Source organism: Pseudidiomarina sediminum DSM 21906 (assembly GCF_000423165.1).
Lineage (GTDB): Bacteria > Pseudomonadota > Gammaproteobacteria > Enterobacterales > Alteromonadaceae > Pseudidiomarina > Pseudidiomarina sediminum.
Genome location: NZ_AUHL01000005.1, coordinates 254,175 through 273,585 on the forward strand (window position 1 = coordinate 254,175; position 19,411 = coordinate 273,585).

Genomic DNA, 19,411 nt, shown 5'->3' on the forward strand with positions numbered 1-19,411 from the left:
TTACAACGAGAAGACGCTCAATTGATCCTGCGCATGATTTCGCTCGTTCCCCATAACATCGCTTTTTAGTCACGACTTTGTTAAGTTAACCAGCGAAGAGATGTTGAGGAGGTTTTCACGGTGGCATCAAATTTATGTGTTTTAATTGTCGACGATGACTTCATTTCGCAAGAGGTTGTCAAAGCGATGCTTAGCTCGTTTACGCACGTCACAACATACGTCGCTGCGAGCGGAGCTGAGACCTTACAACAGTTAGCACAGATACAACCGCAATTGATCTTACTTGATCATGAACTGCCTGATACGACCGGAGAAGCCTTGCTGCAACAGATTCAACAACAGCACCCGTCAGGCGCTGTCATCGCCATTGTCACTGGCCATCAGGCAGATGCCCTTCGCGCCCACTACGCGAGTTTAGGCACCCACCATCTGCTCCAAAAGCCGTTAGCTCCCGCCGACCTTGCTGAGTTGGTGCGCATCGCCAGCACTGGCGAGTAAGCGCTGGCTATCCTCGAGGAACTTCTTCGAAAATTCACCGAAGTACTGCCCAACTTCGGTGAACTTCTGCGTAAACTGTGATTTTTCACCTCGCTCAAGATGACTTAATGTCTCATTAAAGGTATCGAGGTAGCGTCGCATCATGGCAAAGTTTTCTGGGTGCGCCAAAATAATATCAGCATAAAGGTCAGCGTTTTGTGCGAACAAACGTCCGACCATCATTAACTCTAGTCGGTAAATCGGTGAGCTAAGATCCAATAGTTCTTGGATATTGGCATGTTCCGCTTGTAAATGTGCGCCATACACGAACGTTGATAAGTGACGCATCACCTGGATAAAGCCCATTGCCTCGTCATGACGCGCAGCGGTCGTTTGATATAACTGGGCGCCCCAACGCTTTAACGTTTCCAACAACCATTGATAGGCTTCAGCTTGGCGGCCATCCGTCACGACAATCAACTGCTTCGCTAGGGTCGCCAATTGAGGTCCAAACATCGGGTGCAAGCCCACCACTGGACCTTGGTGTTGTGCCAACATCGCCTGCATAGGTTTCACTTTAATACTGGTAATATCGGCAAGCACACAATGCTCAGGCAGCGGCGGTAGTTGCGCGATCAGGTCACAGGTAATGTCTATCGGAACCGCAAATAACACGAGATCAGCCTTGGGCCACCACTGCGCTGCAGCTTGCCAATCGTTTGGTCCCAGACGAAATACCTCAGCACCAGCTTCGGCAAAACGTTCCGCAAAGAAGCCGCCGAGGGCACCATCACCACCTACGACAACAATGGTTTTATCTTCAAGGTGAACATCTGCGGCTTGTTGCTGCAAGTATGACTCTCGCATCACACGACGCAGCACATCTTCAATCAGATCAGGAGAAAGGCCCACAGCCTCTGCCTCTGCACGACGCGCGCTGAGCAATGCAGCCTCACGCTCTGGCACATACAACGGCTGACCAAGCGCGCGTTTCACCACGCCTACCTCAGTGGCAAGCTGACGGCGCTGCTGCAAAAGTTGTAACAAGGCACTATCGGTCGCATCAATGGCTTCGCGTAACTGCGCTAAACGTTGAGCTGGGGATGCTGTGGCTTCTGACATTCATTAAACTCCTAAGGCGTGGGCAAGCGAGACTTCATTGTGCCTTATTTTGGCCATAAAAAAACCCGCCAGAGGCGGGTTTTTTCAGGTTTGCGAGAAACCTTATGACAACTTCTCGCGGATACGTGCAGATTTACCTGAACGCTCACGCAAGTAGTAAAGCTTAGCACGACGTACCGCACCTTTACGCTTCACTTTGATGCTGTCGATGATTGGGCTGTGCGCTTGGAATGTACGCTCAACACCTTCACCATTTGAAACTTTACGAACCGTGAATGAAGAGTGCAAACCACGGTTGCGTTTAGCGATAACCACGCCTTCAAATGCCTGAACACGCTCACGGCTACCTTCAACAACCTTAACATTAACGACCACTGTATCACCCGGTGCGTAGTCCGGAAGGTCGGTTTTCATTTGTTCGTCTTCGATCGCTTTGATCAAATTTTGACTTACTTTTGCCATAATAGCCTCACTTTCCTAGGTTAACCGCCCGCCGCAGCGTCGGCTTGATGCTCATGTATATAAGCGTCGAGCAGCTGTTGCTGTTCGTCAGTCAGAGCTAGGTCATTTAACAATTCTGGACGTCGGAGCCAAGTTCTACCAAGAGCTTGCTGCAAACGCCAGCGTCTAATTTGTTCATGGTTGCCACTCAGTAATACCGGTGGCACAGCCTCACCATCGAGCACTTCTGGTCGTGTATAGTGTGGGCAATCCAGCAAACCTGCGGCAAAGGAATCTTCTTCTGCTGAGCCCTGATGACCGAGAACGCCTGGAACCAGACGCGCTACACTATCAATCATGACCATTGCGGGTAGCTCACCACCACTTAACACGTAATCTCCAATCGACCATTCTTCATCAACGTGGCGTGTAATCACGCGTTCATCGATGCCTTCATAGCGACCGGCGATTAAGATGAACTTGTCACGCTGTGCCAATGTTTGCACACCTGCATGATCAAGCTTGCGACCCTGAGGTGATAAATACATCACCTTGGTATCGGCTCCTAGTTGTTGCTTGGCTGCTGCAATCGCATCAGTGAGCGGTTGCACCATCATCAACATACCAGGCCCACCGCCATAAGGACGGTCGTCTACGGTGCGATGTTTATCGTGAGTAAAATCACGCGGATTCGTAAGATGAAGCTCTAACAACCCATCGCGAACGGCTCTACCCGTTACACCGTTGTCGGTAATCGCTTGAAACATTTCAGGAAACAGCGTAATTACGCCGACCTGTAATTTCTCAGCCATTAAAAGTCCGACGGCCAATCCACAACAATGCGTTTGTTTTCTTTGTCGACATCTTGAATGTACTGACTCTGAATAAACGGAATCAGACGCTCAGAGCGACCAAATGCATCATTGCTGTTCGCTTTCACCACCATCACATCATTCGATGCTGTGGCCATAATCTGGTCAACGACACCCATGTTGTAACCGTCGGTATTCACCACGGTCATGCCCATCAGGTCGCGCCAGTAAAATTCATCCTCTGGCAATTCAGGCAGCTGTTCCGCCGCAATCACAATGTCAGCACCCGTAAATAAGTGCGCGGCATCACGATCTTCGACACCAACAAGCTTCGCAATCAATCCTTTGTTATGTCGACGCCATTCCTCGACTTGGATTTCTTGCACTTGTCCCTGCTTACGAATTTGCCAAGGGTGATAATCAAAAATGGCTTCAACGTCATCAGTATAGCTTTGAATTTTTAGCCAGCCTTTTACGCCGTACACTGCCCCAAGTTGGCCAATGACTACGTGTTCAGAAGGTTGATTCATAGCTACCTATCTTCGATATCGTTGATTAAGCTGCGCTACGCGCATCTTTTAAAAGCTTAGCTACGCGCTCAGATACTGTTGCGCCGTGACCAACCCAGTGATCAACACGCTCAAGATCTACACGTAATTTCTCTTCTTGACCACGCGCTAGCGGGTTGAAGAAGCCTACATTTTCAATGAAACGACCGTCGCGGGCATTGCGACTGTCGGTCACTACCATTTGGTAGAATGGACGCTTTTTAGCGCCGCCGCGTTGTAAACGAATGGTTACCATTACGTTCCTCGATACAGTTTTATAATGTTAAGTAAATAGAAAAATCTCCGACCGGGGTCGAAGAGCCCGGCAATTCTACCGATTTTTCTTCCGAATGCAAGTATTCTCTAGCGCTTAGGGAACATTCCGGGGGGCAATTTGCCGCCCATTCCGCCCATGCTGCGCATCATCTTCGCCATGCCGCCGCCTTTCATTTTTTTCATCATCTTCTGCATTTGCATGAATTGCTTCAATAATTTATTGACGTCCTGGATCTGCGTTCCAGAACCAGCAGCGATACGACGTTTACGTGAACCTTTAATCAAATCAGGGTATTCACGTTCTTTCGGTGTCATGGAACTAATGATAGCTTCCATACGCACCGTCATTTTGTCATCCAGTTGACCTTTCATTTGCGCAGTCATTTTGCCCATACCAGGCAATTTGTCCATGAGCCCCATCATGCCGCCCATGTCACGCATTTGCGCCAACTGTTCACGGAAGTCTTCCAACGAAAACTTCCCTTCTTTCATCACTTTTTTGGCAACACGTTCGGCTTTACTGCGATCAACTTTTTGCTCTAGTTCATCAATCAGTGAGAGCACGTCTCCCATTCCCAAAATACGCGATGCAACGCGTTCAGGATGGAAAGGTTCAAGCGCCGTGTTTTTCTCACCAACACCTAAAAACTTAATTGGCTTACCGGTAATGTGTCGAATCGATAACGCTGCACCACCACGCGCATCACCGTCGGTCTTCGTCAGGATGACACCTGTTAAGGGTAACGCTTCGTTAAAGGCTTGCGCGGTATTCGCCGCATCTTGACCGGTCATGGCATCCACCACGAACAAGGTTTCAATCGGTGTGATTGCCGCATGGAGCTCTTTGATTTCCGCCATCATGGCTTCATCTACCGCAGTACGACCGGCGGTATCCACCAACACCACATCAATGAACTTTTTCCGCGCATGGCTGATCGCTGCTTCGGCAATCGCCACCGGACGCTGGTCCGTCGATGAAGGGAAAAACTCAACTTCAACTTCCTGCGCGAGCGTTTCCAGCTGTTTAATCGCCGCAGGACGATAAACGTCAGCAGAAACCACCAAAACTTTTTTCTTTTCACGCTCACGTAAATAACGCGCGAGTTTACCGACACTGGTGGTTTTACCCGCACCTTGTAAACCCGCCATCAAAATCACAGCCGGCGGTTGCGTGGCCAAGTTTAACGGCACATTGCCTTCACCCATGGCGTGTTCAAGTTCTTGCTGAACAATTTTCAGAAACACTTGGCCTGGCGTGAGGCTCTTATTCACTTCAGTGCCTACTGCGCGTTCTTTCACCCGTTTAATAAATTCACGGACCACCGGCAGTGCAACGTCGGCTTCAAGCAAAGCCATACGCACTTCACGCAAGGTGTCTTTGATGTTGTCGTCGGTCAAACGACCTCGACCGGTAATGTTCTTTAACGACTGCGACAGGCGTTCACTTAAATTCTCAAACATGGCTTACTGTCCATCTAACTGCTAGCTGACAATGATCTGGCGGCGATTATAGCGTAATTCAAGCAAAGTTTCGCTCCCCTATTGGGTTTCTTGTGAAGAATGAATATACTCAAAACTTCATTTCGTGCTGTGAAACCCGTTGGATAACAAAACCATGATGGCAAGCCTACTCGCTTTAACGCTGATTCTCTACTTCGCAAGTGCAGTCTCACTGTGGCGACGCCTTGCACATGACCATGCCCCGAACCGCTTGGCATGGTGGTTAGCACTTGGCGCCATCGTCTGTCACGGCGCCCTGCTTGGCGTATACCTTGCTGGTGATGCCTTTGACCATTTGAATGTGGCCAGTAGCTTAAGTAGCGTTGCCTTTTTGCTCGCAGCCTTTTCATTGGTGCAAGTCAAACGCAATAGTGGCCTCGTATTACGTCCGGTGATTTATCTTTTTGCCGCGGTAAGCTGCGTCTTGTTAGTGGTAAGTCCTGCCCATTGGGGTGCCACCATCGCTGGCTCGCACGGCTTAGTCATTCATATTGTGTTGAGTTTGTTGGCCTACGCAGTATTGATGCTTGCCACCTTGTACGCTGTGCAACTACTGTACCTAAGCTACCTGCTGAAAAACCATCGTCGCAGCGCGGTCTCAAGTTACCTACCGCCACTGATGATGGTTGAGAGTTACTTTTTCCGCCTTTTAAGTACGGGCACGGCGCTGCTCTTTATTGCGATTGGCAGTGGCTTTGTGTTTCTTGATGACATGTTCGCCCAAGGTCAGGCTCACAAAACCATTTTGAGCTCCATTGCTGCGCTTATTTACCTTGCCGTTGTGTTCTTGCATGGCGTTAAGGGCGTGCGCGGACGCGGTTTGGTGATTACCAGTGTCGTCGCCAGTGTGTTACTTAGTCTTGGTTATTTCGGTAGCCGCTTCGTTCGTGATGTTTTATTGAGCTAAGACAAAGAAAAACGCCGAATATCGCATGTCAAACTTGACTTGTTTGACCATCCGATTAAATTAGGCGTTCAAATGTTTAATATAGGTAACCTTCTTGGACGAAATAGCCACGTCGACCCTGCTGATAATATTGGGTCTCTTACTGTTTCTCTCAGCGTATTTCTCAGGTTCGGAAACCGGCATGATGTCAGTCAACCGATACCGTCTACGCCATCTCGCTCAACAAGACCATACTGGCGCGCAGCGCGTACAGTATCTGCTTGACCGTCCCGACCGCCTGATTGGTCTGATCCTTATCGGCAACAACTTGGTCAACATTGGCGCCTCCGCCATTGCCACCGTGCTCTGCATTCGCTGGTTTGGTGACGCGGGTATTGTGGTTGCCACCTTTGGTTTAACCATTATCGTGCTGATTTTCGCTGAGGTAACCCCCAAGACCATCGCGGCCTTGCATCCTGAGCGGGTTGCCTTTCCTAGCTCCGTGATCCTCAAGCCGTTGCTCGTGATCATGTACCCTTTCGTGGCCAGCGTGAACTTTATCACCAATGGCTTCATGCGCTTACTCGGTATCAACCCTAACACCACTATGGGCCAAGATGCGCTAAGCTCGGAAGAACTACGCACAGTGGTCAACGAAGCGCAATCAATGATCCCCAGCAGTCACCAAGACATGCTGATCAGTATCCTCGATTTGGAAAAAGTTACCGTCGAAGACGTCATGATTCCACGCTCGGATATTAGCGGCATTGACGTGCAAGATGACATTAAAAGTATCGTCAAACAGCTCTCTCAAGCACAGTACACTCGTCTGTTGCTCTACCGGGGGGAAATTGATGATGCAATTGGTTTCTTACACGCCCGTGATATCATGCAATTGGTCACTAAAGCCAATGGTGACGCTGATAAAGCCGAGCTGATTCGCTCTGCCCGCGAGATTTATTACATTCCAGAAGGCACCACTCTGAACGTGCAGCTGTTGAAGTTCCAGCACAATAAAGAGCGGATTGGCCTGGTGGTCGACGAGTACGGTGATATTCAAGGTCTGGTAACGCTTGAAGATATTTTGGAAGAAATCGTCGGTGACTTTACCACCAACATTACTCCGGCGCCGAGTGAGTCCGCACTGCCACAGGAAGATGGTTCCGTGGTGGTTGAAGGAACCGCGAACATTCGTGAACTCAATAAAGAAATGAACTGGGAGCTGCCGACCGACGGTCCAAAAACTGTCAGTGGGCTCATTGTTGAGTTACTCGGGGATATTCCACAACAACCGTTGTGTATGCGTATCGAAGGTTACGCGTTAGAGATCATTGAAAGCAGCGAAAACATGGTGAAACAGGTTCGTTTTTTACCGGCCGAGTCACGCCATCAAGAACAACAAAACTTGTTCAACTAAGCGCTTACGAGAATAAGCGCCAGAACCAGCCACGCTGCAAGTCATCCTCACACCGACGTAGTTGCGCGCCATAATTACTGGCGCGCTGCTTCACCCGCTCAGCGACATTCTGCAACCAGGCTTTATTGCGATAGGTGCCACGCTTATAGCCGGTCCAGCCTTCATGGTAGTTCAGGTAGAGTGCGTAAGTATCCCATTTGGAGACGCCATTGACACGATGGCTTTTATCAATAAACCAGCCCATAAAATCAATCGCATCATCAAAAGAATCGCGTGACGCCCAGCTATTTCCCGACTCCCGCTCGTAGTCGTCCCACGTTGGTGTTTTTGCTTGCGAGTAACCATAAGCACTGCTGACACGTCCCCAAGGAATAATCCACAGCAGGTAATCGCGTGGTGGCAAGGCGTCATGCTTAAACGAACTCTCTTGATACATGATCGCCATCGGAATTTGGATAGGTACGCCCCAGCGGTCACGCATGTCCGCCGCCGCGTCGTACCAATCCGGTTTCTCATAGAAGATTTCACATAGATCATCGGGTTGTTTAGGTGGCGCAGTGGCACAGCCACTCAGCACTACCAAGGCTGCGCCCAAGATCACTCCCCGTTGCATCCAGTAACCCTCTTATCCTTTTGCGACCGGCAAATGTGCCTTAGCAAAGTAATCGTCAAGAAAAGCGTCAAACGACGACCCTGCGTCATCTGCTTCACGTTCGGCTTGTTTCGCAATCGAGGTTGCCGTCCATTGCTCAAACTGCGCTTCGGTAAAATAACGGAGCGGCTGTTGCAGCTGTGCTCGATACTGACGCGCCAGCTCCATGCCTAAGCAACTATTGTCCATGTCCTGATCGCGCATCAGCTTCATCATTTGTCCCGAGAAGGTCAACTCTGGATTCAACACCATCGGGTAGTGCTCGCGTACCGTTTGCTGATACGCATCATCGTGCGCACCATCTAAATAAGCAGCAATCCCTTGGAGGTCGGCAAAAAGCTCTTCTAACCAATCAGAGATTGGCCGTTCATAGCCGTTATCTTGCAAGGTTAAACGCGGATTACGACCATCGAGCACGACGCGGTTGAAGTTTTGCTCAGTAATCAATTGCGCGTCCCAGTCCAATTCGGGGCTGTCATTAAACAAGCACCATAACAGCAGCAAATCGAGCATACGAATTTGCGCCGCACTAATGCCGACGGGACTAAACGGGTTTACATCCAACGCCCGCACTTCAATGTACTCCACCCCACCACGCTCAAGCGCTTGGGTCGGTGTTTCACTGCCCTGTGCAACACGCTTCGGCCGAATCGGCGAGTAGAACTCATTTTCAATCTGCAAAATATTGTCATTCAACTGACGATACGTGATTTCACCCGCAGCGTTGGTCTGCTTTACACCAATTTTAGTAAATTGCTGCGACGGCGTGCTGATCGCACGTCGTAAGCGTGCAATATAATCGGTCAATGAATTATAGGTAATACGCAGATCAGCTTGTTCTTTGTTTGTGTAACCAAGGTCGCTCATGCGCAGTGAGGTCGCATATTCACGGTAGACCGTGCCTTTGCCCATGCTTTTGAATTCAATTTGGCTGTCTGCGTGCTCTAGAAACGATTTACAAATCGCGGGAGAAGCACCAAATAAATACGGAATCACCCAGGCGATGCGTTTGTAATTGCGGATCAGACCGAAATAACGTTGCGAGATATAAGCGGCATCTGGCTGTTGCTGGTCAGCACTGGCTAACACCTCCCACATTGCGGCTGGAATAGAGAAGTTGTAATGCACGCCAGCAATGACCTGCATGCCGCCACCATATCTATGGGTCAGCCCCTCACGATAGAGGTTTTTCATGCGTCCGCTGTGCGAGCTACCATAACGTGCAATCGGGATCTCACTGTCTTTGTCGACAAAGCACGGCATACTCAACGGCCACATTAATTCATCACCAAGGTAACGATAAGTGTAACTGTGAATATCGGTCAATTGGTCAAGCGTCACCTGAATATCGCTGGCCACTGGCGTAATGAACTCCAGTAACATTTCAGCATAATCAGTGGTGATATGTGGATGCGTTAACGTACGTCCCAACCCCTCAGGATGGGAGGTTAACGCAAGCTTTCCGGCGGGAGTGATACGTAAACATTCACGTTCAATGCCGCGTTGAATTTGCTTGAGCGCTTGTGAGTCGCGACACGACTCAAGGCTTTTTAATGTTTGGCTTAGCGATTCTTGCAAAGTGGATCCTGCCCGTCTACTACATCGGCTTTACATGATGCAAAGCTTACTGGTTATCAAAGGATACGTCCATGATCATGAGATCATTTGGCGAACTGCACAGCTCATGGCATCATGACCACTCACAATGCGAGAGAGTCATCTATATGAGTGCGAATCACCCTAAAAACAACCCTCCTCACGCCGATACCCTTGCTGAATTAGAGCAGGCGATCGCATCTGCTAAAGCGGCAGATAAAGCGAAGAGCGAGTTTTTAGCAAATATGAGCCACGAAATTCGTACCCCGATCAATGCCATTTTAGGGATGACACAGCTCTGTTTAAAAACCGATTTAAATGAAAAACAACGCGGTTACCTGCGTTCGGTCGAGAGCTCATCGAAAATTTTGCTCGGAATTGTGAATGACTTGCTCGACTTTTCCAAGCTCGAAGCTGACAAACTCACCATTGAATCCATTCCGTTTGATCTTGAGCAGGTCCTGCATAATCTGTCTGATCTCTTTGCCTATCGTGCACATGATAAAAATATCGAGTTTGTGATTAATTTGCCGCCGAATCTGCCGACGCGGTTGATCGGTGATCCACTGCGCTTGAACCAGGTTTTGGTGAATTTAGTCAGCAACGCCATCAAGTTTACTGAGCATGGTGAAGTGGTCGTATCGGTCACTAAACTTGACGAAACCGATAGCCATTTGTACTTGCGTCTGTCGGTCACCGACACTGGCATTGGCATGGACGAAGAACAGCGTCATAAGTTGTTTCATGCATTCACCCAAGCCGATAGCTCAACGACGCGAAAATATGGCGGCACCGGCCTTGGCCTAGCCATCAGTCAACGCATTGTTAAATTGATGAATGAACACGGTATTGGCGTGGTTAGTAGCAAGGGACAGGGCACGACCTTTTTTATTGAATTGCAGTTGCCATTGCAGTTGCCCAAACAAGAGCGCATCCCCAGTGAAGTGCTCAACGCGCTGCAAAACAAACATGTGATGATTGTTGAAGACAACCTCACCACCCGTGAAATGCTGAATGACCAGTTACGCAGTTTACACATTAATGTGAGCAGCTATCGCACCGCCGAAGATGCTCTTGCACATGCACCGTTCAACGCGATTGATGTGTGTATTATTGATTGGCAACTGCCCGGCCAATCAGGGCTGGAGTTGTGCCAGCATATTCTTGCTCAAGCACAGGCACCGAAGTGTATTTTGGCCACCTGCTATCACGCCACCGATCTGATTGATAGTGCGCGGGCGGTCGGCGTACATGGCCACCTCCCCAAACCCTATACCAGTAACGCCGTGATCCGTGAATTGGCACGTGTGTTCGCACTGACGCAAACCAGTAGTGGTAAGCAACTGAATTGCGACATCCATGACCTACAAGGCACCCGCGTGCTACTGGTCGAAGACAATGATATCAACCAACATATTGCCAAAGAAATGCTTGAGCACCTTGGCCTGATCGTCAGTGTTGCAGGCAATGGTGAAGAAGCCTTAGAAGCCGTACAACACACCAGTTTTGGGTTGGTACTGATGGACATTCAAATGCCGGTTATGGACGGTTACAGCGCCGCGCAAGCCATTCGCGCCCTCTACGCCTATGAGCAACTACCGATTGTGGCGATGACAGCGAACAGTTCTAGTGAAGATATCGAACGCTCGCTTGCCGCCGGTATGCAAGACCACTTGTCCAAACCTATTGACGAAGCACAACTCATTGCCGCCATCGAGAAATGGTGCTGTCGTGACCGCTGTACCACCGGCAGCACACCAACATCAACCACTCCTGAGCCCGCTAAGTTTCGCTATCCGACGCACCACGACATCGATTTTCAAGGGGCGCTAGAGCGCTTAAATCATAACATTACTTTGTATGTGGACTTGGTTCACCGCCTCTACGACGGGTATCAAGACGCCCCTTTAACAGTGCTCGACTTCATCACCAAAGGTCAGCATCAAGAAGCACAGCGTTACTTTCACTCGTTAAAAGGCTCTGCCGCCAACTTGGGATTATCTGGCATTGCGCAGCTCGCAGGACGCCTTGAACAAGCGATGAAAACTACCGAACTTGATCAGGTCGCTGACCACATTACACGTTTACGGCCGATGCTGGAGCAAGCCAAACTGGCTGCCTCGGACTTAAAGCTCTGGGTCGAACGCCAACCTAATTCGCCATTATCGTCGTAGGGAACTGACTATGATTCGTTTTTTATTTTTAATTCCGTTGCTACTTGGTTTGCTGTGGTGGGTCTATCTCATGACCAACGGCTGGACGCTGAAACAAGGACGTAAAGGCTTTCTCTACATCCTTATTTTCAGTGTGGTAATTGCGGTGTTTTACGGAGTCTTACTCTGGCTGACCGGACGACAATTTTAGCCCACTAACGCCAACAGAATACCGGCAGCGACCGCGGACCCAAGCACACCCGCCACATTGGGTCCCATCGCATGCATCAGCAGGTAATTGTTCGGATTCGCCTCTAAGCCAACCTTATTCACCACCCGCGCAGCCATCGGCACCGCAGACACGCCCGCAGCGCCAATCAACGGGTTAATCGGCGTTTTACTATAACGCGCAAGCACCTTAGCCATTAACACCCCTGATGCAGTACCAATTGCAAAAGCTACCGCGCCAAGCGCCAAAATACCGAGTGTCTGTACACTTAAGAACTCTCCCGCTGAAAGCTTAGAGCCGACCGCCAACCCAAGGAAAATAGTGACAATGTTAATCAACTCATTTTGCGCGGTGTGGCTGAGTCGATCCACCACACCGGCTTCACGCATCAAGTTCCCTAAGCAGAACATCCCCACTAAAGGCGCTGCTGCCGGTAACAGCAACGCAGTTAGCAATAACACTAAAAGCGGAAATAAAATTTTCTCCCGTTTCCCGACTGGCCGCAGTTGCTCCATTTTCACCGCCCGTTCGGCTGGGGTTGTCAGCAACTTCATGATGGGGGGCTGAATAATCGGCACTAACGCCATATAGGAATAGGCTGCAACGGCAATCGCACCAAGCAGATCGGGACTCAGCTTAGAGGCCAGAAAAATAGCCGTGGGACCATCCGCGCCACCAATAATGGCAATCGCAGCAGCATCCTGCAGCGAAAATTCAAAGCCCGGTAACGCATTCAGCGCAATGGCACCAAACAAGGTGGCAAAAATGCCAAACTGAGCAGCAGCGCCGAGCAATAAGGTACGGGGGTTTGCCAACAAGGGGCCAAAGTCGGTCATCGCCCCAACCCCCATAAAGATCAGCAGTGGAAATACTGCGGTGTCGATCCCTACTTGATAGATGTAATAAAGAATACCATTGGGCTCAGCGAGGCCAGCTAATGGGATATTGGCAAGAATAGCGCCAAACCCTATAGGTAACAGTAACAGCGGCTCAAATTTCTTTTTAATGGCCAAATACAGCAGTACCAAACCAACTGCCATCATCACAGCTTGTTGCCATGTAAACGCTGATAGTGCGGTACTTTGCCAGAGGGTTACCCAACGTTCCATAGTCGATTACTCCACTCTCAGAAGTACATCACCCACGGCAACACTGTCGCCCTCTTTGATCAAAATCTCCGCCACAGTACCCGACTGTTCCGCTTTGATATCCGTTTCCATCTTCATCGCTTCCAACACAATCAAGACGTCACCTGCGTTGACTTGTTGCCCCGCTTTCACGACCACTTTAAACACGTTGCCAGCGAGCGGTGCAGCAACCTCATGACCCGCGCTAGTCGATGCAGCAGGGCTTGCCGTTGGTGCGCTGACTTCCTCAGTATGAATCGCACCAGCAGGCCCCACCTCGACGCGAAACACTTTACCGTCAACTTTCACATCATACACGGCCGCATCACCAGCCACGTTTTCAGGTGCTGCTTGAACAGGTTTGCTTGCTGGTGTCTCGGCGCCGCCATTCGGGACAGGCTCAAAGGCATCCGGATTGTCACGATTGGTTAAAAATTTCAGACCAATTTGGGGAAACAGCGCGTAGGTTAAAACATCATCCACCTGCTGCTCTGCTAAACGAATTGACTTCTCTTTGGCATGCGCCAACAATTCAGTGGTTAGCTTATCCATTTCGTCATCGATTAAGTCCGCCGGACGACAGGTGATCGGCGCATCGCCTTCCAGCACCTGTTGCTGCAGCTCGGCGTTCACCGGCGCAGCGGTCGCCCCATACTCTCCGCGCAACACACCTTTGGTTTCTTTCGAGATCGATTTATAACGTTCACCGCTCAATACGTTGAGTACGGCTTGAGTGCCCACAATCTGCGAGGTTGGTGTTACCAATGGGATATAACCTAAATCTTCACGTACCCGCGGAATTTCCGCCAACACCTCATCAAATTTCTCGACCGCGCCTTGCTCACGTAATTGGTTTTCCATGTTGGTCAACATGCCGCCTGGCACTTGCGCCAACAAGATACGCGCATCAACGCCTTTCAGTGAGCCTTCAAACTGTGCATACTTTTTACGAACCTCACGGAAGTAGCCCGCAATTGCTTCCAACTTCTCAAGGTCCAGCCCGGTATCACGTTCCGTTCCTTCGGTCATCGCCACTAAGGTTTCTGTTGCCGAATGGCCGTAGGTCATACTCATTGACGAAATGGCGGTATCAAGCATATCGATGCCCGCATCAATGGCCTTCTGATAAGTCGCAGTACTTAACCCTGTGGTTGCATGGCACTGCATCGCAATTGGCAGCCCTGTGGCTTGCTTAAGCGCTGTAATGAGCTCATAGGCAGCTTGCGGGCGCAATAATCCGGCCATATCTTTAATACACAGCGAGTCACACCCCAAATCCGCCAGTTCTTCTGCCATCGCCACCCACTTTTCTAAGGTGTGAACAGGACTTACAGTGTAGGACAAGGTTCCTTGTGCATGACCTTCAACGTCCTTGGTCGCTTGAATCGCAGTTTGCAAATTCCGCACATCATTCATCGCATCAAAAATGCGGAACACATCAACCCCATTGATTTTTGCGCGCTCGACAAAACGGCGCACCACATCATCGGCATAATGGCGATATCCAAGTAAGTTCTGGCCTCGCAACAGCATCTGTTGTGGTGTTTTCGGCATCACCTTTTTGAGCTCACGAATGCGCTCCCACGGGTCTTCCCCCAAGTACCGAATACAGGCATCGAAAGTAGCTCCACCCCATGACTCCATTGACCAATATCCAACGTCATCTAATTTTTCAGCGATCGGTAACATGTCATCAAGACGCATCCGCGTCGCTAGCAACGATTGGTGCGCATCGCGCAAAACTAGCTCCGTAAGTTGCAATGGTTTAGTCATGGAAAGCTCCTTCTTACTGATGAGGTGGGTGGTCACGACGATAGGCGTGAACCGCTGCGGTAATCGCAGCTATACGTTGTGCATCGGTAGAGGCTGTCGAAGCCGTGGCAACGGCCTGGGGAAGTGCACTGTCGTGAGGAGGCTCAGCCGCAAAGCGGCGTAAAAGTCCCATCACCAGCAAAAGCAACGACAAAAACACCACAACGGAAAGCATTCCGGTGGTCATTATCATCAAGGCATCGAGGAGTTGTTGCTGCATATCACTTCACCCGTCTGTGCAATCATACCGATAAGCGTAACTTAAAAGCAGGATAACACAACTTCTGAAGGGGTCAGTCTAAGTAAAGGATATACAAGATATAAATCTGAGAAATGGCGCGCTCGGGAGGACTCGAACCTCCAACCGCCTGGTTCGTAGCCAGGTACTCTATCCAGTTGAGCTACGAGCGCACTTTTCAGTTGGCTTTGTCAAAATGGCGCGCTCGGGAGGACTCGAACCTCCAACCGCCTGGTTCGTAGCCAGGTACTCTATCCAGTTGAGCTACGAGCGCGTTGTTGACAAATGGCGGTGAGGGAGGGATTCGAACCCTCGATAGAGCTACAAACCCTATACTCCCTTAGCAGGGGAGCGCCTTCAGCCTCTCGGCCACCTCACCGCTTACTTGTGGCGATGAATTCTAGCGACGTTGAAAATAATGTCAAACAGTTTTTTGTGTTTCTACGTGCGTTTGTGGGATTTTTAAACATCTCGAGCAAATTTCCCGCAGAACTCGAGATAATTCTACGTTAGATACAAAAAAAGCCGATGTTTAAACATCAGCTTTTTGCGGGAAGATCTAATCTTGGTTTTCAGACTTATCGCTATTTTCAGCCTGAATGCGCATGTAAATTTCTTCGCGGTGGACTGAAACATCTTTTGGCGCATTCACGCCAATGCGAACTTGATTGCCTTTAACACCCAGTACGGTGACGGTTACATCGTCGCCAATCATTAAGGTTTCGCCGACGCGACGCGTTAAGATTAACATGATACCTGCTCCTTCCCTACGATTAACACTCCATCATGGAGCGTGGCTATTACTCACAGCCGAACTTCAACATTCTAGCAGGGAAATGCCGCCTTGACAGCAAGTTTAGCGGCATCCCATGCAACTTCTTCGTGCTTTACTGAAGTAAGGCTTCCAATCGCTGTTGCGCTGCTGCTAACGCGGCAGGAATAGCGGCTGGATTGCTACCACCAGCTTGCGCCATGTCTGGACGACCACCGCCTTTACCACCGACTTCAGCAGCGGCGACGTTCACGACATCTCCAGCTTTTACTTTAGCAGTCAGATCCTTAGTTACGCCAACAATCAGGCTAACTTTTTCGCCTTGACCGACAGCCAAAACCACAACACCCGAGCCTAACTGATTTTTCAGATCATCAACCATACCGCGTAACGCTTTACTTTCTACGTTATCAAGTTCGGCTACGATCACTTTATGACCGCCAATCAATTGCGCGTTTTCGACTAAACTACCGCCCGCTTGTGCAGCTAATTGTTGCTGTAAGTCAGCAATCGTACGTTCAAGCTCTTTCGCGCGTTGCAGCTGTTGCTGCACCCGTTCTGGTAATTGGCTGGGCTCGGCTTTTAATAACTCAGCACTGTTGCGTAACAATTGTTGCTGCTGCTGACTATAGCCTAAGGCAGCCAGACCTGTTACCGCCTCGATACGACGCACGCCTGAAGCAATGCCAGCTTCGCTGACCAGGCGGAAGCTACCGATGTCGCCAGTCTGCTGTACGTGAGTACCGCCACACAGCTCCATCGAATAATCCCCCATCCGCACCACGCGCACGTCATCATCGTACTTCTCACCAAACAGCGCCATTGCCCCAGCTTGCTTAGCCTCTTCAATGGGCATTAACGCCGTTGATAACGCATGGTTCGCAATAATTTGTTCATTCACTTGGCGCTCAATTGCAACGATTTCGTCGTTGGTTAACGCGGCAAAGTGTGAGAAGTCAAAACGCAAACGCTCGGCGGTAACTAAACTACCCTTTTGCGTCACATGCTCACCCAAAATGTTACGTAAGGCTGCATGCACTAAATGGGTTGCACTGTGATTACGCTTAATCGCAGCCCGGCGTTGCGCGTCAATTTCTGCATGCGCGCTCGCGCCAATGGTCACTGTTGTCTCAGCGCGACCGTGATGCGCAATGGCTTTACCGATATATTGTGTGTCTTCTACCACAAACACACCATCGTTAAGTACCAAGCGTCCGGTATCTCCGGCTTGGCCACCGCTTTCCGCATAAAACGGCGTCGACGACAACACCACGATGCCTTGTTGCCCTGCAGCCAATTGCTGGACGGCTTCGCCTTCGGCAAATAACTCGACCACTTCACTGCTACCTACTGTTTCGGTATAACCTGTGAAGGTACTGCGCTGCGAGGATTTTAATCGCGCGTTGTAATCAACACCGAACTGTGACGCTTGCTGCGCACGCTTGCGCTGTGCTGCCATCTCGCTCTCAAAGCCATCATGATCAAGGGTTAACTCTTTTTCGCGGGCAATATCCGCAGTCAAATCGACTGGGAAACCGTACGTGTCATAGAGTTTAAAGACCACATCACCCGGGATAACGGTGCCTTCAAGGTCGGCCAAAGCATCGTTCAAAATCGCCAAACCACGCTCGAGGGTCTTGTTAAACTGGTCCTCTTCGCGGGCTAACGCATCAGCGATAATCTGCTGTTTTTGCACCAACTCTGGGTACGCTTGTCCCATCTGCGCAGTTAGGGCCGGCACCAACTTATGGAAAAAGGCGCCCTTCGCACCTAATAAGTTACCATGACGTACAGCACGACGAATAATACGACGTAGCACATAACCACGGCCTTCGTTCGACGGTTGCACACCATCGGTGATTAAGAAGCTACATGAGCGAATGTGATCGGCAATAACACGTAATGATTTATTGCTTAAATCATCGGTACCGATTTCTTTCGCCGTCGCCTTAATCAAGGCATCAAACAAATCAATTTCATAGTTGCTATGCACGTGCTGCATAACGGCAGCGATACGTTCTAGGCCCATCCCGGTATCGACCGATGGCTTTGGCAACGGTTGCAAAGTACCGTCAGCTTGACGGTTGTATTGCATGAAGACCAAGTTCCAAATTTCGATGTAACGATCACCGTCTTCATCTGGAGTTCCCGGCGGTCCACCCCAAACGTCTTCGCCATGGTCAAAGAAAATTTCCGAGCAAGGACCACAAGGACCAGTGTCGCCCATCGCCCAGAAGTTGTCTTTTTCGCCGATGCGCGCAATACGCTCTTCAGGTACACCAATATCATTCGCCCAGATCGCGTAGGCTTCGTCATCTTCGGTAAATACCGTGACCCACAACTTATCCGCTGGCAGTTTCAAGATGTCAGTGAGGAACTCCCAAGCGTAATGAATTGCTTCACGCTTGAAGTAATCGCCAAAACTGAAATTCCCCAACATTTCGAAGAAAGTATGATGGCGCGCGGTATAACCTACATTCTCAAGGTCATTGTGTTTACCACCGGCGCGAATACAACGCTGCGCTGATGTGGCGCGCGAATAATCACGCTGCTCGTCACCTAAAAAGACATCTTTAAACGGCACCATCCCGGCATTAACAAATAACAACGTGGGATCATTGTTAGGAATTAATGATGCCGACGGCACACGTTGGTGGCCTCGCTCGGCAAAATAGGACAAAAACGCTTCACGGATTTCGGCGCTAGTCATACTCATGTACACTTTCCTACTACGACTTGTTGGAGTGAAAAATTTCGATTAATTAGCGCGCAAGACTACCATGATTGCTACGCCACGACTAGTACGAGTGTGCGTCGTCACTTGCGTTTTGTTGTGCCAGAATTTGCTTCACATGATCAAAGTTAAAGCCTCTGCCCTGCAAATAACGCATCCGCTTTTCACGCTCACTTTTTTGCGCCGCCGGCGCTGCGCCAAAACGCTTACAGAGTTGTTCAAAGCCAATCGCGACCCAATCCGGTTCAGCCTGCATAAGCGCGTGGTCTAGCAGCTCACTACCAATGCCTTTACTGGCCGCTTTGGCTTTAATTTTTAACGGCCCATTGCCCGTCGCCAACTGTTGTCGCAACCAAATCTCGGTGTAACGTTCATCCGATTGCCAACCGTTGGTTTCAGCTTTAACTAACAACGCCTGAATAATGTCATTAGGGAACCCACGCTGGCGTAATTTCTGGCGCAGCTCAAACTGGCTATGCTCACGCCGCCCCAGCAACCGTAGTAAGGATTCTTCGGCTTGCACGCGCAGCTCTTCAGAAGTTGCCTCCTCAGCGACCATGCTTTACTCCTTATTAACTTATTTGTTGTCACAGGGAATCTTTTCAATCCGTCATACTCT

At 49.8% G+C, this 19,411-nt stretch carries 19 protein-coding genes and 3 tRNA genes; 5 read left to right on the plus strand and 17 right to left on the minus strand.

Annotated features, from left to right (window positions below):
• The first annotated feature begins 120 nt into the window (after positions 1–120).
• Entirely contained in the window at positions 121–498 is a 378-nt protein-coding gene (locus G535_RS0101100) for a response regulator (RefSeq protein WP_026860376.1), read from the plus strand.
• Here G535_RS0101100 and tyrA read toward each other — a convergent pair.
• The 6 genes from tyrA to ffh all read right to left on the minus strand — a co-directional run bounded on the left by tyrA (position 445) and on the right by ffh (position 5,137).
• Positions 445–1,599, minus strand: a complete 1,155-nt coding sequence (gene tyrA / locus G535_RS0101105) for a bifunctional chorismate mutase/prephenate dehydrogenase (RefSeq protein ID WP_026860377.1) — start codon at positions 1,597–1,599, stop codon at positions 445–447. The genes G535_RS0101100 and tyrA overlap by 54 nt on opposite strands.
• 102 nt (positions 1,600–1,701) lie before the next feature.
• Positions 1,702–2,061, minus strand: a complete 360-nt coding sequence (gene rplS, locus G535_RS0101110) for a 50S ribosomal protein L19 (RefSeq protein ID WP_026860378.1) — start codon at positions 2,059–2,061, stop codon at positions 1,702–1,704.
• Between the two features lie 20 nt (positions 2,062–2,081).
• The gene (gene trmD / locus G535_RS0101115) at positions 2,082–2,852 is read right to left on the minus strand and encodes a tRNA (guanosine(37)-N1)-methyltransferase TrmD (RefSeq protein WP_026860379.1); all 771 of its coding nucleotides are present in this window, start codon (positions 2,850–2,852) and stop codon (positions 2,082–2,084) included.
• Positions 2,852–3,382: a ribosome maturation factor RimM gene (rimM, locus tag G535_RS0101120; RefSeq protein ID WP_026860380.1), complete on the minus strand. Its 531-nt coding sequence runs from the start codon at positions 3,380–3,382 to the stop codon at positions 2,852–2,854. The genes trmD and rimM overlap by 1 nt, the downstream gene beginning before the upstream one ends.
• 25 nt (positions 3,383–3,407) lie before the next feature.
• Entirely contained in the window at positions 3,408–3,656 is a 249-nt protein-coding gene (rpsP, locus tag G535_RS0101125) for a 30S ribosomal protein S16 (protein ID WP_026860381.1), read from the minus strand.
• 107 nt (positions 3,657–3,763) lie between these two features.
• Positions 3,764–5,137 (minus strand): signal recognition particle protein, encoded by a 1,374-nt coding sequence (ffh, locus tag G535_RS0101130; RefSeq protein WP_026860382.1) that lies wholly within the window; start codon positions 5,135–5,137, stop codon positions 3,764–3,766.
• Positions 5,138–5,291: 154 nt separating this feature from the next.
• Here ffh and G535_RS0101135 point away from each other — a divergent pair, with 154 nt between their 5' ends.
• Both G535_RS0101135 and G535_RS0101140 read left to right on the plus strand, forming a co-directional pair.
• Positions 5,292–6,083 carry a cytochrome C assembly family protein gene (locus G535_RS0101135; RefSeq protein ID WP_026860383.1) on the plus strand — a complete coding sequence of 264 codons (792 nt, stop codon included), beginning with the start codon at positions 5,292–5,294 and terminating at the stop codon, positions 6,081–6,083.
• 94 nt (positions 6,084–6,177) lie between these two features.
• The gene (locus tag G535_RS0101140) at positions 6,178–7,479 is read left to right on the plus strand and encodes an HlyC/CorC family transporter (protein ID WP_026860384.1); all 1,302 of its coding nucleotides are present in this window, start codon (positions 6,178–6,180) and stop codon (positions 7,477–7,479) included.
• Between the two features lie 4 nt (positions 7,480–7,483).
• Here the strand turns inward: G535_RS0101140 and G535_RS0101145 are convergent, their stop codons facing one another.
• Both G535_RS0101145 and gshA read right to left on the minus strand, forming a co-directional pair.
• A complete protein-coding gene (locus G535_RS0101145; RefSeq protein ID WP_026860385.1) occupies positions 7,484–8,092 on the minus strand; it encodes a transglycosylase SLT domain-containing protein in 609 nt (202 codons plus the stop codon).
• Positions 8,093–8,104: 12 nt separating this feature from the next.
• On the minus strand, positions 8,105–9,709 hold the full coding sequence (gene gshA / locus G535_RS0101150) for a glutamate--cysteine ligase (protein WP_026860386.1): 1,605 nt from the start codon (positions 9,707–9,709) through the stop codon (positions 8,105–8,107).
• Between the two features lie 146 nt (positions 9,710–9,855).
• Here gshA and G535_RS12600 point away from each other — a divergent pair, with 146 nt between their 5' ends.
• Together G535_RS12600 and G535_RS0101160 are read left to right on the plus strand one after the other, a co-directional pair.
• Entirely contained in the window at positions 9,856–11,901 is a 2,046-nt protein-coding gene (locus tag G535_RS12600) for a response regulator (RefSeq protein WP_051206879.1), read from the plus strand.
• A gap of 10 nt (positions 11,902–11,911) precedes the next feature.
• The gene (locus tag G535_RS0101160; protein WP_026860387.1) at positions 11,912–12,091 is read left to right on the plus strand and encodes a hypothetical protein; all 180 of its coding nucleotides are present in this window, start codon (positions 11,912–11,914) and stop codon (positions 12,089–12,091) included.
• On the opposite strand, the gene G535_RS0101165 is transcribed toward G535_RS0101160, so the two are convergent.
• The 9 genes from G535_RS0101165 to G535_RS12605 all read right to left on the minus strand — a co-directional run bounded on the left by G535_RS0101165 (position 12,088) and on the right by G535_RS12605 (position 19,351).
• Positions 12,088–13,218, minus strand: a complete 1,131-nt coding sequence (locus G535_RS0101165; protein WP_026860388.1) for a sodium ion-translocating decarboxylase subunit beta — start codon at positions 13,216–13,218, stop codon at positions 12,088–12,090. The genes G535_RS0101160 and G535_RS0101165 overlap by 4 nt on opposite strands.
• Positions 13,219–13,224: 6 nt before the next feature.
• A complete protein-coding gene (gene oadA, locus G535_RS0101170; protein ID WP_026860389.1) occupies positions 13,225–15,009 on the minus strand; it encodes a sodium-extruding oxaloacetate decarboxylase subunit alpha in 1,785 nt (594 codons plus the stop codon).
• A 13-nt stretch (positions 15,010–15,022) separates the two neighbouring features.
• Entirely contained in the window at positions 15,023–15,268 is a 246-nt protein-coding gene (locus G535_RS0101175) for an OadG family protein (protein WP_026860390.1), read from the minus strand.
• Positions 15,269–15,382: 114 nt separating this feature from the next.
• Positions 15,383–15,459 (minus strand) — tRNA-Arg (locus tag G535_RS0101180).
• A 24-nt stretch (positions 15,460–15,483) separates the two neighbouring features.
• Positions 15,484–15,560: transfer RNA gene (locus G535_RS0101185), tRNA-Arg, on the minus strand.
• Between the two features lie 12 nt (positions 15,561–15,572).
• Positions 15,573–15,665: transfer RNA gene (locus G535_RS0101190), tRNA-Ser, on the minus strand.
• A gap of 180 nt (positions 15,666–15,845) precedes the next feature.
• A complete protein-coding gene (csrA, locus tag G535_RS0101195) occupies positions 15,846–16,037 on the minus strand; it encodes a carbon storage regulator CsrA (RefSeq protein WP_026860391.1) in 192 nt (63 codons plus the stop codon).
• 136 nt (positions 16,038–16,173) lie between these two features.
• On the minus strand, positions 16,174–18,774 hold the full coding sequence (gene alaS / locus G535_RS0101200; protein ID WP_026860392.1) for an alanine--tRNA ligase: 2,601 nt from the start codon (positions 18,772–18,774) through the stop codon (positions 16,174–16,176).
• 82 nt (positions 18,775–18,856) lie between these two features.
• On the minus strand, positions 18,857–19,351 hold the full coding sequence (locus G535_RS12605; RefSeq protein ID WP_051206880.1) for a regulatory protein RecX: 495 nt from the start codon (positions 19,349–19,351) through the stop codon (positions 18,857–18,859).
• Between the last annotated feature and the right edge of the window lie 60 nt (positions 19,352–19,411).

Coding starts and splice junctions, on each gene's coding strand:
- tyrA (WP_026860377.1), bottom strand. CDS start 1,599: ATGTCAGAAGCCACAGCATCCCCAGCTCAACGTTTAGCGCAGTTACGC.
- rplS (WP_026860378.1), bottom strand. CDS start 2,061: ATGGCAAAAGTAAGTCAAAATTTGATCAAAGCGATCGAAGACGAACAA.
- trmD (WP_026860379.1), bottom strand. CDS start 2,852: ATGGCTGAGAAATTACAGGTCGGCGTAATTACGCTGTTTCCTGAAATG.
- rimM (WP_026860380.1), bottom strand. CDS start 3,382: ATGAATCAACCTTCTGAACACGTAGTCATTGGCCAACTTGGGGCAGTG.
- rpsP (WP_026860381.1), bottom strand. CDS start 3,656: ATGGTAACCATTCGTTTACAACGCGGCGGCGCTAAAAAGCGTCCATTC.
- ffh (WP_026860382.1), bottom strand. CDS start 5,137: ATGTTTGAGAATTTAAGTGAACGCCTGTCGCAGTCGTTAAAGAACATT.
- G535_RS0101135 (WP_026860383.1), top strand. CDS start 5,292: ATGATGGCAAGCCTACTCGCTTTAACGCTGATTCTCTACTTCGCAAGT.
- G535_RS0101145 (WP_026860385.1), bottom strand. CDS start 8,092: ATGCAACGGGGAGTGATCTTGGGCGCAGCCTTGGTAGTGCTGAGTGGC.
- G535_RS12600 (WP_051206879.1), top strand. CDS start 9,856: ATGAGTGCGAATCACCCTAAAAACAACCCTCCTCACGCCGATACCCTT.
- G535_RS0101160 (WP_026860387.1), top strand. CDS start 11,912: ATGATTCGTTTTTTATTTTTAATTCCGTTGCTACTTGGTTTGCTGTGG.
- G535_RS0101165 (WP_026860388.1), bottom strand. CDS start 13,218: ATGGAACGTTGGGTAACCCTCTGGCAAAGTACCGCACTATCAGCGTTT.
- oadA (WP_026860389.1), bottom strand. CDS start 15,009: ATGACTAAACCATTGCAACTTACGGAGCTAGTTTTGCGCGATGCGCAC.
- G535_RS0101175 (WP_026860390.1), bottom strand. CDS start 15,268: ATGCAGCAACAACTCCTCGATGCCTTGATGATAATGACCACCGGAATG.
- csrA (WP_026860391.1), bottom strand. CDS start 16,037: ATGTTAATCTTAACGCGTCGCGTCGGCGAAACCTTAATGATTGGCGAC.
- alaS (WP_026860392.1), bottom strand. CDS start 18,774: ATGAGTATGACTAGCGCCGAAATCCGTGAAGCGTTTTTGTCCTATTTT.
- G535_RS12605 (WP_051206880.1), bottom strand. CDS start 19,351: ATGGTCGCTGAGGAGGCAACTTCTGAAGAGCTGCGCGTGCAAGCCGAA.